12 protein-coding genes are annotated in these 13,410 nt (G+C 67.8%); 6 read left to right on the top strand and 6 right to left on the bottom strand.

Features of this window, described 5'->3' with window-relative positions; all coding sequences use genetic code 11:
• Window positions 1-30: 30 nt before the first annotated feature.
• Window positions 31-846: an IclR family transcriptional regulator domain-containing protein gene (locus L1081_RS01770; RefSeq protein WP_489414918.1), complete on the bottom strand. Its 816-nt coding sequence runs from the start codon at window positions 844-846 to the stop codon at window positions 31-33.
• Window positions 847-942: 96 nt separating this feature from the next.
• On the opposite strand from L1081_RS01770, the gene L1081_RS01765 reads away from it, so the two are divergent.
• Together L1081_RS01765 and L1081_RS01760 are read left to right on the top strand one after the other, a co-directional pair.
• Complete coding sequence (locus L1081_RS01765; protein WP_489414917.1) at window positions 943-2,559, top strand: choline dehydrogenase; 1,617 nt, start codon at window positions 943-945, stop codon at window positions 2,557-2,559.
• Window positions 2,560-2,597: 38 nt separating this feature from the next.
• Window positions 2,598-3,911, top strand: a complete 1,314-nt coding sequence (locus tag L1081_RS01760) for an MFS transporter (protein WP_489416850.1) — start codon at window positions 2,598-2,600, stop codon at window positions 3,909-3,911.
• A gap of 395 nt (window positions 3,912-4,306) precedes the next feature.
• Here L1081_RS01760 and L1081_RS01755 read toward each other — a convergent pair whose 3' ends face one another.
• Entirely contained in the window at window positions 4,307-4,792 is a 486-nt protein-coding gene (locus tag L1081_RS01755) for a LuxR C-terminal-related transcriptional regulator (RefSeq protein ID WP_489414916.1), read from the bottom strand.
• A gap of 255 nt (window positions 4,793-5,047) precedes the next feature.
• Between L1081_RS01755 and L1081_RS01750 the strand changes: the two genes are divergently transcribed.
• Together L1081_RS01750 and L1081_RS01745 are read left to right on the top strand one after the other, a co-directional pair.
• Complete coding sequence (locus tag L1081_RS01750) at window positions 5,048-5,269, top strand: DUF1059 domain-containing protein (RefSeq protein WP_489414915.1); 222 nt, start codon at window positions 5,048-5,050, stop codon at window positions 5,267-5,269.
• A 159-nt stretch (window positions 5,270-5,428) separates the two neighbouring features.
• Window positions 5,429-6,463 (top strand): LysR substrate-binding domain-containing protein, encoded by a 1,035-nt coding sequence (locus L1081_RS01745; protein WP_489414914.1) that lies wholly within the window; start codon window positions 5,429-5,431, stop codon window positions 6,461-6,463.
• Here the strand turns inward: L1081_RS01745 and L1081_RS01740 are convergent.
• The 4 genes from L1081_RS01740 to pdxR all read right to left on the bottom strand — a co-directional run bounded on the left by L1081_RS01740 (window position 6,381) and on the right by pdxR (window position 11,303).
• Window positions 6,381-7,229 carry an ABC transporter permease subunit gene (locus L1081_RS01740; RefSeq protein WP_489414913.1) on the bottom strand — a complete coding sequence of 283 codons (849 nt, stop codon included), beginning with the start codon at window positions 7,227-7,229 and terminating at the stop codon, window positions 6,381-6,383. The genes L1081_RS01745 and L1081_RS01740 overlap by 83 nt on opposite strands.
• Window positions 7,230-7,254: 25 nt before the next feature.
• Window positions 7,255-8,043 (bottom strand): ATP-binding cassette domain-containing protein, encoded by a 789-nt coding sequence (locus L1081_RS01735; RefSeq protein WP_489414912.1) that lies wholly within the window; start codon window positions 8,041-8,043, stop codon window positions 7,255-7,257.
• A gap of 5 nt (window positions 8,044-8,048) precedes the next feature.
• A complete protein-coding gene (tauA, locus tag L1081_RS01730) occupies window positions 8,049-9,062 on the bottom strand; it encodes a taurine ABC transporter substrate-binding protein (protein WP_489414911.1) in 1,014 nt (337 codons plus the stop codon).
• Between the two features lie 717 nt (window positions 9,063-9,779).
• Window positions 9,780-11,303: a MocR-like pyridoxine biosynthesis transcription factor PdxR gene (pdxR, locus tag L1081_RS01725; protein WP_489414910.1), complete on the bottom strand. Its 1,524-nt coding sequence runs from the start codon at window positions 11,301-11,303 to the stop codon at window positions 9,780-9,782.
• Window positions 11,304-11,440: 137 nt separating this feature from the next.
• On the opposite strand from pdxR, the gene L1081_RS01720 reads away from it, so the two are divergent.
• Together L1081_RS01720 and L1081_RS01715 are read left to right on the top strand one after the other, a co-directional pair.
• Window positions 11,441-11,839 carry a nuclear transport factor 2 family protein gene (locus L1081_RS01720; RefSeq protein WP_489416849.1) on the top strand — a complete coding sequence of 133 codons (399 nt, stop codon included), beginning with the start codon at window positions 11,441-11,443 and terminating at the stop codon, window positions 11,837-11,839.
• Window positions 11,840-11,865: 26 nt separating this feature from the next.
• On the top strand, window positions 11,866-13,314 hold the full coding sequence (locus tag L1081_RS01715; protein WP_489414909.1) for an FAD-dependent oxidoreductase: 1,449 nt from the start codon (window positions 11,866-11,868) through the stop codon (window positions 13,312-13,314).
• Window positions 13,315-13,410: the final 96 nt, after the last annotated feature.

Below are 13,410 nucleotides of genomic sequence, written 5' to 3'. Positions count from 1 at the left end.
CGCGGCGCACGCGCGGCCAAGGACCCGGGCTCAGAGCAGCGTGCCCATGCGCTGCGCGGCGGCCTTGAGCGCATCGATGCGCTTCACCGCTTCTTCCATCGACATGCGCGCGGTCGGCGCATGCACCGCGAGCGCCGCGCGCACCTGCCCGGCCGCGTCGCGCACCGGCACCGCCACAGCCACCAGCCCCGCGATGAATTCCTCGCAGTCACGCGAGTAGCCGCGCCTGGCGATCGCATCGCATTCGGTGCGCAGCGCATCGGCCTTGACGAGCGTGTTGGCCGTCATGCGCGCAAGCGGCAGCCGGTCGATGAGTGCATCGCGCTCCTTCTTCGGCATCTGCGCGAGGAACAGCTTGCCGCTCGCGGTGCAGTGCAGCGGCACGTGCGAGCCCACGTCGAGCGTGAGCCGCAGCGGCCACTGCGCCTCCACGCGGTCGAGGTAGAGCACCTGGGCGCCGTCGAGCGTGGTGAGGTTGCAGGTCTCGCCCACCTGCCGCACGAGTTCGGACAACACCTCATGCCGCAGGCCGCGCACCGTGCCGTGGTTCAGGGTGTCGAAAGCCAGCTTGCGCAGCGCCGGACCGACGCTGAACGAGCGCTCGTCCACGTCGCGCGCGAGGAAGCCGGTGGCCAGCAGCTGAGTGCAGATGCGGTGCGCCGTGCCCTTGGGCAGCCCCAGCTGCGCGGCCAGGTCGGCCAGCGTGAGCGCGCGGCCTTCGCTCGCCAGCAAGGCCAGCAGGCGAAGGCTGCGCTCGGCCGACGAGCCGGAGGCGGACTCCTCCGGGGCGGGCACGGAAAGCGATGGCGAAGACACGGCGGCTGCGGGGCGCGCGGGACGTGGCATGCGGGTAAACCTTAAAAATGGAACATTGCGTTCCGAAAATCAATGACCTAGGATGCAAGCAAGCGAAGCGATTGTTCCACTCCCCGGGTGCCCTGCATGCGTGATGAAGAGTTCGACTACATCGTCGTCGGCGCCGGTTCGGCCGGCTGCGTGCTGGCCGGCCGGCTGAGCGAAGACCCGGCCACGCGCGTCCTGCTGCTCGAAGCGGGCCCGGTGGACCGGTCGCTCTGGATCCACCTGCCCATCGGCTACGGCAAGACGATGTGGAGCCCCACCTACAACTGGCGCTTCGAGACCGACCCCGACCCCAACATGAACGGCCGGCGCATCTACTGGCCCCGGGGCAAGACGCTGGGCGGCTCGAGCTCGATCAACGGGCTGATCTACATCCGCGGCCAGCGCGAGGACTACGACCACTGGGCCGCACTCGGCAACCCCGGCTGGAGCTACGACGAGGTGCTGCCCTACTTCATCCGCTCCGAAGGCAACCAGCGCGGCGCGAGCGCCTTCCATGGCGGCGACGGACCGCTGAAGGTGTCGGACATCGCAGCGAAGCACGAACTCATCGAGGCCTTCATCGGCGGCGCGCAGCAGATCGGCGTGCCGCGCACCGACGACTTCAACGGCGCCGCGCAGGAAGGCGCGGGCTACTACCAGCTCACCACGCACAAGGGCTGGCGCTGCAGCACGGCCAAGGCCTACCTGGTGCCGGCGCGCCACCGGCCCAACCTGCGCATCGAGACCGATGCGCTGGCCAGCCGGCTGGTGTTCGATGGCCGGCGCGCCGCGGGCGTGAGCTACCGCCAGGGCGGCGAGATGAAGACCGCGCGCTGCCGCGCCGAGGTGCTGCTTTCGGCCGGGTCGATCCAGTCGCCGCAGCTGCTGCAGCTCTCGGGCATCGGCCCGCGCGCGCTGCTCGAGCGCATGGGCATTGCGCCGGTGCAGGTGCTGCCGGGCGTGGGCGAGAACCTGCAGGACCATCTGCAGATCCGGCTGGGCTACGAGTGCAGCAAGCCCATCACCACCAACGACCAGCTCAACTCCTGGTTCGGCCAGGCGAGCATGGGCCTGGAATGGCTGATGCGCCGCACCGGCCCGCTCGCGGTGGGCATCAACCAGGGCGGCTGCTTCATGCGCGCGCTGAAGGACGAAAACGGCCGGCCGGTGGCCGCCACGCCCGACATCCAGTTCCACGTGGCCACGCTGTCGGCCGACATGGCGGGCGGCAAGGTGCATCCGTATTCGGGCTTCACGATGTCGGTGTGCCAGCTGCGGCCCGAGTCGCGCGGGCACGTGCGCATCCGCTCGCTCGACGCGGCCGAGCCGCCCGAGATGCAGCCCAACTACCTGGCCACCGAGCTCGACCGCGCCACCACCGTGGCCGGCGTGAAGGCGGCGCGCGCCATTGCAGAGGCGCCCGCGATGCGGCCCTACGTGAAGCGCGAGGTCAAGCCCGGCCCCGAGGCCGCGAGCGACGCCGACCTGCTGGAGTTCTGCCGCAACAACGGCGCCACCATCTTCCATCCCACGGGCACCTGCCGCATGGGCAGCGACCCGCTCGCGGTGGTCGATGCGCGCCTGCGCGTACACGGCGTGGCCGGGCTGCGCGTGATCGACTGCTCGGCCATGCCCACGCTGGTGTCGGGAAACACCAACGCACCCGCCGTGATGATGGCCGAGAAGGCCGTCGACCTGATCAGAGAGGACGTATGAGCGGCAGCCGCCGCGACAACCACATCGGAGACAACGACATGAGCGCAAGCGACGAGAAAGCGATTCGCAGGGTGGTGGTTTCAGCCCTGGTGGGCGCCACCATCGAGTGGTACGACTTCTTCCTGTACGGCGTGGTGGCCGGCATCGTGTTCAACAAGCTCTACTTTCCGGGCAGCGACCCGGTGGTGTCGACCTTGCTGGCCTACACCACGTTCGCGGTGGGCTTTGTCACGCGGCCGCTGGGCGGCGTGATCTTCGGCCACTTCGGCGACAAGATCGGCCGCAAGAGCATGCTCATCATCACGCTGATGATCATGGGCGTGGCCACCTTCCTGATCGGGCTGGTGCCCACCTATGCGCAGATCGGCATCGCGGCGCCCTTGCTGCTGTTGCTGCTTCGCATCGCGCAGGGCATCGGCCTGGGCGGCGAATGGGGCGGCGCGGTGCTGATGGCGTATGAATACGCGCCGAAGGGCAAGCGCGGCTTCTATGCGTCGCTGCCGCAGATCGGGCTGGCCATTGGCCTGTGCATGGCCTCGGGCGTGGTGGCGCTCCTGTCGTGGCTGCTGACCGACGAGCAGTTTCTTTCCTGGGGCTGGCGCATCGCGTTCCTGATTTCCGGCGTGATGGTGGGCGTGGGCATGTACATCCGGCTCCATGTGCAGGAAACGCCGGAGTTCGCGGCCGTGAAGGCGCGCAACGCCGAGCTGCGCATTCCGTTCATGGACATGCTGCGGCGCTATCCGGGCAATGTGCTCAAGGGCATGGGCGCGCGCTACATCGACGGGGTGTTCTTCAACATCTTCGGCGTGTTCTCCATCAACTACCTTACCGGCACCCTCAAGATCAGCCGCACCGACGCGCTGCTGGGCGTGATGGCCGCCGCCGTGGTGATGATCTTCTTCATTCCCTTCTTCGGCCGCCTGTCCGACCGGATGGGGCGCGGCAAGGTCTACATGTGGGGTTCGCTGATCACGGCGGTATCGGCGTTTCCGGGCTTCTGGCTCATGACGAACAGCGGCGGCAGCGTGCTCTTGGTGTGGCTCGCGATCATCATTCCGTTCGGCATCCTGTATGCCTCGGTGTACGGGCCGGAGGCCGCGCTGTTCTGCGACCTGTTCGACGCCAAGGTGCGCTACACCGGCATCTCCTTCGTCTACCAGTTCTCGGGCATCTTTGCCTCGGGCATCACGCCGATCATCGCGACCGCGCTGCTCAAGTCGGGCGGCGGCCAGCCGTGGCAGATCTGCTTGTACGTGCTGTTCGCGGGCGTGGTGTCGGCCGCGTGCGCGTGGATGATCGGGCGCTCGCCGTCGCCGGCGGACGCACCGGTGGCGGTGGCCTCACGCTGACCGCGAAGGCCGGCCGGCGGCCGGTGCGACCTTTGTTCCTTGGAGGCCGTTCACGATCTATTCAGGGCCATGCAGATGCCTGTGGGGACGGGTGCGCGGTCAGTTCGGGGGTGCGTGCACAGGACACCGGGTACTCCCCTCCGCGAATGTCCCCCGGCCTGCGGCCTCCTCCTTTATTTCGCTGCGGGGAGCACCCGATGCCCTGTGCGCGAGAGGCGCGGCTCTTGTGCTGGCCATTCAACGACTGCTCCGCCCAACGATCACGTCGATGGGGTGCCTTGCGCAGCGAAATTAAGGGGGAGGCCGCAGGCCGGAGGACATTCGCGGAGCAAGGTACCCCGTCGGCGTGATTGCGCCCTGAACAACGCGACCCCAAGCAGATCGCAGACAGGCTCTCAGGAGGCCCTGCCCGTGGCAAGCGCGCGCACCACGGCCGCGGTGCGCGTCTCGACGCCCAGCTTCACGTACACATGCTCCAGATGCTTGTGGACGGTGCGCGGGCTGATCTCCAGCAGGGCGGCGATCTCGGCGTCGGTCTTGCCGCGCGAGAGCCAGCGCATGACATCGCCCTCGCGCGGCGTGAGGCCGGCCAGCGGTACATCAGCCAGCGGCGCATCATGCAGCGGCGCCGCGGCGCGGCAGGCGAGCCCATACAGGAAGGCCACCGCCACCGCATGCTCCAGCCCCGCGCGCCGGTAGCGGTCGGCCTGCCACGCGGCGCGGCGGAACTCGCTGCGGCCCGGCGCCCTGGTGGCAATGCGGAGGCTTGCGCGCAGGCCGCTGCTGCCGGTGCCATGGGGCCGCATCGGCGAATGCCCTGACTCGAGTTGCTCCAGCAGGCGAAGCGCGCCCGCACGGTCGTTGCGCGAGAGGTGTGTCATGGCATGCCCCTTTCACGGTGCATACGCATTGCTGCGTATGGCGCCCGCACGCATCGAGACGCAGGATGCTCGCAGGCCCTTTACCACCAAAGCAGTATAGGCAGGCAGGGGGCGCGCAGGCCGCTTGCCGGCGCAGGGGATACACATGGCCATCGACGAAACACGGCTTAACGCCTGCATGGGCAGCCCCGGCCAGCCCTCTTCCGACCGGCCTGACCTTCGAATCACGTCCGAAAGGACACTCCAGGAGCCACCATGTCACGCCAATACATCGACTGCCGCGAGTTTCCAAGCACGATGAACTGCAGCGTCGCGCTCTCTGCCGACACCGAGGGCGAACTGCTCGAAGCCGCCGTCCAGCACGCCGTGGCCGTGCACGGCCATGCCGACACGCCGGAGTTTCGCAAGCAACTCGCAAGCATGTTCAAGACCGGCACGCCGCCGCTGCAGGCGCCGGCGCAGACCACTCCCGCCTGAGGCCGGTTGGCCCCGATCACCGCCGCCGCCGTGCGCGGCGATGAACACCTGCGGGTGCTTTCGGGAGCCGCCGGAAGCCGGTATCCGCGAACCGGGGGAAAAGGGCGATGCCCCTACGGCCCGCGCCCCCAACCTCGATGCTGAAACAATGCGGCCACCATGGACGGCCTCGATCTCATCAAAACATTCCGCGAAGTGGCGTTCCGGCGCAGCTTCTCCCGCGCAGCCATTTCGCTCGGCATGTCGAAGGCCACGGTTAGCCGCTACGTGGCCGAGCTCGAGACGCGCAGCGGCGTGCGCCTGCTCAACCGCTCCACCCGTTCGCTGAGCCTGACGGACGCCGGCCAGGTGCTGCTCGACCGCAGCACCGAGCTGGTGGCCATGGCCGAGAACACGCTCAACGACCTGCAGGCCCACGGCTCGCACCCCCAGGGGCGGCTGCGCATGAGCGCGCCGCACGGGCTGATCGCGGGCTGGCTGTCAGACGTGATCGCCGAGTTCATCCAGCTCTACCCCGACGTGTACGTGAGCCTGGTGTTCACCAACGACGACCTCGACCTGATCGAGGAAGGCATCGACATCCACCTGACGGGCGGGCGCATCGACGACATGAACCTGATCGTGCGCCGGCTGGTGCCGTTCGACATGGTGGTCTGCGCGAGCCCGGCCTACTGGGCGCGGCGCGGCATTCCCAGGGTGCCCGAAGACCTGGGCCGCCACGACGTGCTCACCTACTCGGCCAAGCCCACCACCCACCTGCCCTTCGAGACCGACGGCAAGGCGGTCGACGTGCCGGTGCACAGCCGCATGGAGGCCAACGATGCGGTCGCGCTCATCGAGCTGGCGCTGCGCGGCGCGGGCGTGGCCTACGTGCCCGAGCCGCTGGCGCAGTCGCACCTGGAGCGCGGGGCGCTGGTGCCGGTGCTGCGCGAGCACATGCCGAGCGACCACTGGCTGTATGCCGCCTACTCGCAGCGCCGCCACAACAGCGCCGCGATGCGCACCATGCTCGACTTTCTGGAGCAGTCGATGGTCCGGCACGGCAATCCGCCCGCGATGCCGCCGCTGCCGCCCGCATTGCAGGTGCTGGCTTCTCCTTCTTCTGCTGCTGCTACATGCGCCCTTTCCAAGGCACCAGACGCCGCTCGAGCCACCGCATCAGCAGGTCGAACAGATAGGCCACCACGCCGATGACGATGATGCCCATGATGACGATGTCGGTGCGCAGGAAGTTCGACGCGTTCAGCACCATCTGGCCCAGGCCCATGTTGGCCGCCACCATCTCGGCGGCCACCAGCGTGGTCCAGCCGAAGCCGATGGCAATGCGCATGCCCACCAGGATGTCGGGCAGCGCCGAGGGCAATATGACGTGCCGGATCACCTGCATGTAGCTGGCGCCCATCGAATACGCGGCGTTGATCTGTTCCTGCGACGCGCTGCGCATGCCCGAGCGCGCGGCCAGCGCCAGCGGCGCGAAGCAGCTCAAAAAGATCAGCAGCACCTTGGGCAGCTCGTCGATGCCGAACCAGATGATGATCAGCGGCAGGTAGGCCAGCGGCGGCAACGGCCGGTAGAACTCCAGCGGCGGATCGAAGATGCCACGCCAGAAGCGGCTCATGCCCATCGCAATGCCCACCGGAATGGCCGTGGCGCAGGCCAGCAGGAAGGCCGAGAACACGCGGAACATGCTCGCGAGGAAGTGCTGCCACAGCGGCTTGTCGTTGGCCTGGCCCGTGAGATATTCGTAGAACTGCTGGAACACCGCCTGCGGCGTCGGCAGGAACAGCGGCTTGACCCAGCCCATGTTGGTCACGAGGAACCACAGCGCGACCAGCGCCACCACCGTGACCACGCTGATGGTCACGCTCGAGCCCTCGCCCGGCACCTTGAAGGCGCTGGTCTTGAGCTTGGCGCCGGCCGGTGGAGGCGGCGGTGCGGCAGGCTTGGAGGGCGGTGTCATGGCGACAGGCGTTGCGATGGTGGCCTCAGGCATGTGCAGCCTCGCGATGATGAATGATCGAAAGAACCTCTTCGCGCATGCGGATGAATTCGGGCTCCGACTTCACCTTGCGCGAGTCGCCATGCGACAGGAACTGGCGCGAGAACGGAACCTCGTCGTACACGTGCGAAATGCGCCCCGGGCTCGGGCTCATCACGATCAGCCGCGTGGCCAGGAACAGTGCTTCCTCGACCGAATGGGTGATGAAGAACACCATCTTGTTCGACTTGGACCAGGCCTTGAGCAGGATCTCCTGCACCTGCTCGCGCGTGAACGCGTCGAGCGCGCCCATGGGCTCATCCATGAGCAGCACAGCCGGGTCGCTGGCCAGCGCGCGCGCAATGCCCACGCGCTGCTGCATGCCGCCCGAGAGTTCGTACACCGCGCGCTCCGCGTATTGCTGCAGGCCGACCAGCGCGAGCTTTTCTTCCGCGACGCGGTCGCGGTCGGCCTTGCCGGCGCCGGCCAGGCGCAGGCCCAGCGCCACGTTGTCGCGCACGTTGAGCCAGGGCATCAGCGCATGCTTCTGGAACACCACGCCGCGGTCGGCGCCGGGACCGACCACGGGTTTGCCGTCGAGCAGGATCTGGCCGGTGGAAGGCGGCAGGAAACCCGCAATGCTGTTGAGCAGCGTGGTCTTGCCGCAGCCCGAGGCGCCGAGCGCCACGACGAAATCGCCGTCGCGCATCGTGAGGTTGACCGGGGCCAGCGCCTGCAGGGTGCCGCCCTTGACGGCGTAGTTGACCGTGAGGTCGCGGATGTCGAGCGTGGGCATGCGGCTTACTTCCCCATGGCTTTCTCGACGTAGGCCGTGGTCACGAAGGCGCTGTAGTCGGGCTTGACCTCCTGCACCCGGCCCTGCTCCTTCAGGAACGCCGCCGTGCCTGCCATCGCCTTGGCCGCGCCGCCGCCCAGCCACGTGGGCGAGACCTGCTCGGCCATGGTCGGGAAGGTGTAGAGCGACATCGCCGCCGACACGTCCTTCGGATCGGCCTTGGTCCACTTGGCCATCGCCTTGGTCTGCGGCGAATCGGGCGTCCAGCTCTTGCCGCTGGCCTTGTATTCCTCGTTCGCGCGGTTGAGCGCCTTCACGAAGGCGATCATGAACGGCTCGTTGGCCGCGGCCCACTTGGCGTTGACCACGATGCCTTCGAAGGTGGGCGCGCCGCGCTTGCCGATGCTGCCCGAGGTGGCGATGGTCTTGCCCGTGCCCTTGATCTTGGAGAGCACGGGGTCCCAGATGAAGGTGGCGTCGATGTCGCCGCGCTCCCAGGCCGCCGCGATCTCGGGCGGGCGCATGTTCATCACGTTGACGCTCTTGGGATCGACGCCGTCCATCTTCATGCCGGCCATGAGCTGGTAGTGCGCGGTCGAGACGAAAGGCGTGGCCACCTTCTTGCCGGCCAGGTCCTTCATGCTGTTGATGCCCGACGCATTGCGCGCGATGAGCGCCTCGGCGTTGGCGATGTCGGCCGAGATCCAGAACAGCTTGATGTCCTGCCCCTGGCTGGCCGCGGCCGTGAGCGGGCTGGAGCCGGTTTCGCCCATCTGCACGTCGCCCGACGCCATGGCCCGGATCACGTCGCCGCCGCCGGAGAACATGCGCCAGTTGATCTTGTAGCCGGTGGCTTTTTCGACCTCGCCCGATTCCATCACGAGGCGCAGGGGGACCAGCATGTCCTGGTGGGCGAAGGTGAGTTCCTTGGCTTGCTGTGCGGAAGCGGTGCCGCACAGGCCTGCCAGCGTGGTGGCCAGCACGGCGAGTTGCAGGGGGAGACGGCGGGACATGGTCATCGGGTTTCTCCGGTAGGTGAATCTCGCAGCGACTTTGCACTCATCGCATCCAGCCAGGAAGTACCAGCACCGGGGCGGGCATGGAGCCAGCCTGTCCGTGAATACCCTTGTTCTGGTGCGAGTGCACGGGGGAGGTGCGTTTTTGGGGGGCGGGGGGCCGGGTCTCGCCCCGGCGGGCGACTCACTTTCTTTGCTTCGCTAAAGAAAGTAAGCAAAGAAAGGCGACCCCTGCTGTCTGCGTCCCTCCGCTTCGCTGCGGGCAACCTGCGGTGCTCGCGTTTCGCGGGGTCTCGCAGAACTCGCTACGCTCAAACAGCTGCGAGCCCTTGTCCGCGAAACGCTGCGCTCCTCGGCGCATACAGAAGGGGTGGGAGCGGGCAGCCTTCGCTTCGCTCGGCCCCAAACACCAACAGCCACAGCCAACCACCGCAGGCGCGCAGCGCCTGCGGTGGCTTGGTGGCCGAGCGCAGCAAAGGCCCGTTCGGTTTCCACTCCCCTCTGTATGCGCCGAGGAGCGCAGCGTTTCGCGGATCAGGGCTCGCCCTTGTTTGAGCGGAGCGAGTTTGGGCGAGACCCCGCGAAACGTGAGCACCGCAGGTTGCCCCGTAGCGCAGCGAAGGGGTCGCAGACAGTGGGGTCGCCTTTCTTTTGCCTACTTTTCTTTGGCGAAGCAAAGAAAAGTAGGTCGCCCGCCGGGGCGAGACCCGGCCCCGGAACTCAATGCGCCCTCACCTCCCCTCGAGCCAACGCCAACTCCTCAACAGCCATCCCCAAGGCCTGAATCCCCAAAGGAATCTGCGAAGCCGCAATGGACGACAACCGCAGTCGAAAGAACGGACACGGATAGGGCGGTTTCGCAAAGAACACGTCGCCCGCTTCGATCAGCACCCCATGGCTGCGTGCCATCAACGACAGCTCCGTCGCATCCACCCACGTCGGCGCCTGCACCCAGATCGAAGCTCCGCCCGAAGGCAGCCGGAACTCGAAATCGGGCAGGTGCTCGCGCAGCGCCTGAGCGGCCAGCACGAGCCGCTCCTGCATCGCATGGTTCACCCGCCGCGCATGCGACTCGTGGTGCCCCAGCGAGAGAAACAGTGCATATGCATGCTGCAGGAATGCGCTCGGATGCCGCACCATCGCATGCCGGATCACGCGCAACTCCTTGATCAACGCACGCGGCGCCACGATGAAGCCCAGCCGCAAGGCCGGCGACAAACTCTTCGACACCGACCCCACGTAGATCACCCGCCCCGTCTTGTCCAGGCTCTTGAGCGCGGGCATGGGCGTGCCTTCGTACAGGTTCTCCGCCTCGTAGTCGTCCTCGATGATCACGAAGTCCTGCAGCTCGGCCTTGCGCAGCAGCCACTGCCGGCGTTCCAGGCTCAGCGTCGCGGTGGTGGGGCTTTGGTGCGAGGGCGTCACGAACAGGTAGTCTGCCGCCGGCAGCGCATCGACCACCAGCCCGTCTTCATCGACATCCACCTCCACCCACTTCGGCTGCCGCAGCGAGAAGCTGTTGCGCGCATGCGGATGGCCCGGCTCCTCCAACCCCACGCGCGTCCGCTCGTCGAACAGCGCCTCGGCCAGCAGGTAGTAGGCATGCTGCGCGCCCATCGTCACCAGGATCTCTTCCTTGAGCGCAAATACCCCGCGCTTGGGCAAGAGGCGCGTGCGGATCTGCTCGATCAGGTCGGGCACGTCGTCGGTCTCGAAATCCGGCGTCCAGTGCGGCAGCTGCGAGCGCGCCAGGCTGCGGGCGCAGCACTCGCGGAAGTCTTCGGTGGGAAACAGCTGCGGGTCGTAGTTGCCGTAGACAAAAGGGTACGGATAGTCGCGCCACCGGTCGGGCTTCGACAGCGTGGGCTTGTCGACCAGCGAACGCAGCACGCGATTCGACCAGTCGGGCGGCTGACTCGCCTGGCCGCTGCGGCCCACCAGCGGCTCGGCGTGCACGGCTGACAGCGGACGGGCATCGTGCGCCACGAACACTCCGCTGCGCGGACGCGCTTCCAGAAAGCCTTCGTCGATCAGTTGCAGGTAGGCCGAGGTCACGGTGTTGCGGCTCAGCCCCAGCAGGGCTGCAAGCTCGCGCGACGAAGGCAGCGGTGCGCCGGGCGACAGGTGTTCTTCAAGAATGGCCTGCACCACGGCGGCGCGCAGACGGGCCTGCAGCGGCAGCGCCGGTTGATCGGGCAGCGCGAAGAGCTGCGCCCACTGGGTGGCTCGCGGATTCGGGGGCATGGTGCGCCGCAGTTTAGGGCAGCGCATACGGTTCGTGGTGCTCTGGCTCGGTCGAATCTTCCCAACTGGCCCTATCGCGCCGGCAGGCGGCTGCCTACGCTTGCCGCATCAATTTCCGGAGTTTCCGCGTGACCGCAATGCCTTCCTCCACTTCCGTGACCACCGACACCCTCGCCGCGTTCAGCGACGCCTGGAACCGCCACGACATCGACGCGCTGATGGGCTTCATGACCGCCGACTGCATCTTCCAGACAGCCGCCGGCCCCGACGCCTGCGGCACCCGCCACGTGGGCACCGAGGCGGTGCGCAAGGCCTTCGCGGCGGCATGGCAGGCGGTGCCCGATGCGCAGTGGATCAATGGCCGGCATTTCGTGCACGGCGATTTCGGCACCTCGCAGTGGACCTTCACGGGCACCGCGGCCGACGGCAGCCGCATCGAGACCGATGGCATCGACGTCTTCACCTTCAGGGGCGCAAAGATCCACCTGAAGAACGTGTTCCGCAAGGCCCGGCCCAACCTGCCGGCGGCCCGCTAGGCCCGCTGTACCGGAGCCTCCGCATCATGACCCTGTCCGGCACCGCATCCTTCTCCGCCTCGCAACCGCAGCAACAGCCCGCGGCCCGGCCCTACGACCCGCGCTACGACCCCCTGGTCGCGCCCGATCCCGGCGCGGGCCGCGCCTATGCGCCCACCTGGTGGGTGGCCAGCGCCGGCACGCCGCCCGAGGACGACGGCCCGCTCGTGCGCGACATCGATGTGGACGTGGCCATCATCGGCTCGGGCGCCACCGGCATGTCGACCGCGCTCTACCTGGCACAGGAGCACGGCATCCAGGCCACGGTGCTCGAAGCCAACCAGGCGTCGTGGGGCTGCTCCAGCCGCAGCGGCGGCCAGGGGCAGAACGCCAGCGGCCGGCTCAAGCGCTCGCAGTGGATCCAGCGCTGGGGCCTCGACACCGCCAGGCGCCTCGACGCCGAGATCCGCGGCGGCTTCGAGAACTTCAAGCAGCTCACGACGCAGATCGACTGCGACGCCTTCGACGGCGGCCATCTCTATCTGGCGCACCGGCCCGAAAAGCTCGCGGTGCTCGAAGCCGAGGCGCGCGTGATGCGCGAGCAGTTCGGCTACGCCACGCGCATGCTGACGGCCGAAGAGGTGCGGCGCGACTACTGCGACGAGCGCGAGGCGGCCGGTGCCATGTTCGAGCCCGAAGGCGTGGGCATCCATCCGCTGAAGTTCACCTTCGGCCTGATGCGCCGGGCCCGTGCGCTGGGCGTGAAGGTGCACACCTCGAGCCCCGTGCAGGGCTGGCAGACCATCGACGGCGTGCACCACCTGCGCACGCCCGGCGGCGTGGTGCGCGCACGCCGCGTGGCGGTGTGCACCGGCGGCTACACCGGGCAGGCGCTGAGCCCGCTCCTGAAGAACCGCATCATGCCGATCCTCTCCAACTCGGTGGTCACGCGGCCGCTCACCGAGGCCGAGATGCAGGCCACCAACTTCAGGTCGCTGACCTTCCTGACCGACACGCGCACGCTGCGCTTCTACTACCGGCTGCTCAAAGGCAACCGGCTGCAGATCGGCAGCCGCAGCTCGGTGAGCGGCGCCGACGCCGAGCACCCGGTGCACCTGAAGCTGCTCACCGATGCCATCGCGCGCAAGTTCCCGCCGCTCGCGGGCATCCGCATCGACTACTCCTGGTGGGGCTGGGTCGACATGAGCCACGACATGATGCCGCGCATCACGCAGCCCGAGGCGGACAGGAAGATCTGGTATGCGGTGGGCTACGGCGGCAACGGCGTGTCCTTCTCGACCTGGGCCGGCAAGCGGCTGGCCGAGCGCGTGGCCGGCAAGGACACGGGCAAGGACGTGTTCGAGCTTCCCATCTACAAGTCTGCGCTGCCCTTTCCCAATGTGCTGGGACTGGTGGAATCGCCCGCCTTCGCGCCGTTTCGCCGCATCGGCCAGCGCATGCTCTACAAGTGGTACTGGCTGCGCGACGAGAAGTAGCAGCATCTGCGGTGCGCATTCACCGAAGTGGCGCATCGCACCGCTACACAACGGGGCAAACCCGTGGCTTCTGGCCCTGCAGGTCGCGCGCGGCTG

The sequence above is a fragment of the Variovorax sp. MSC1_012 genome, assembly GCF_023667525.1.
GTDB lineage: Bacteria > Pseudomonadota > Gammaproteobacteria > Burkholderiales > Burkholderiaceae_C > Variovorax > Variovorax beijingensis_B.
This window is presented reverse-complemented; position numbering and strand designations above follow the sequence as displayed.

Bases quoted from the DNA above. Each gene is read 5' to 3' on its own strand.
- L1081_RS01770 (WP_489414918.1), bottom strand. From the start codon at position 846: ATGCCACGTCCCGCGCGCCCCGCAGCCGCCGTGTCTTCGCCATCGCTT.
- L1081_RS01765 (WP_489414917.1), top strand. From the start codon at position 943: ATGCGTGATGAAGAGTTCGACTACATCGTCGTCGGCGCCGGTTCGGCC.
- L1081_RS01760 (WP_489416850.1), top strand. From the start codon at position 2,598: ATGAGCGCAAGCGACGAGAAAGCGATTCGCAGGGTGGTGGTTTCAGCC.
- L1081_RS01755 (WP_489414916.1), bottom strand. From the start codon at position 4,792: ATGACACACCTCTCGCGCAACGACCGTGCGGGCGCGCTTCGCCTGCTG.
- L1081_RS01750 (WP_489414915.1), top strand. From the start codon at position 5,048: ATGTCACGCCAATACATCGACTGCCGCGAGTTTCCAAGCACGATGAAC.
- L1081_RS01745 (WP_489414914.1), top strand. From the start codon at position 5,429: ATGGACGGCCTCGATCTCATCAAAACATTCCGCGAAGTGGCGTTCCGG.
- L1081_RS01740 (WP_489414913.1), bottom strand. From the start codon at position 7,229: ATGACACCGCCCTCCAAGCCTGCCGCACCGCCGCCTCCACCGGCCGGC.
- L1081_RS01735 (WP_489414912.1), bottom strand. From the start codon at position 8,043: ATGCCCACGCTCGACATCCGCGACCTCACGGTCAACTACGCCGTCAAG.
- tauA (WP_489414911.1), bottom strand. From the start codon at position 9,062: ATGACCATGTCCCGCCGTCTCCCCCTGCAACTCGCCGTGCTGGCCACC.
- pdxR (WP_489414910.1), bottom strand. From the start codon at position 11,303: ATGCCCCCGAATCCGCGAGCCACCCAGTGGGCGCAGCTCTTCGCGCTG.
- L1081_RS01720 (WP_489416849.1), top strand. From the start codon at position 11,441: ATGCCTTCCTCCACTTCCGTGACCACCGACACCCTCGCCGCGTTCAGC.
- L1081_RS01715 (WP_489414909.1), top strand. From the start codon at position 11,866: ATGACCCTGTCCGGCACCGCATCCTTCTCCGCCTCGCAACCGCAGCAA.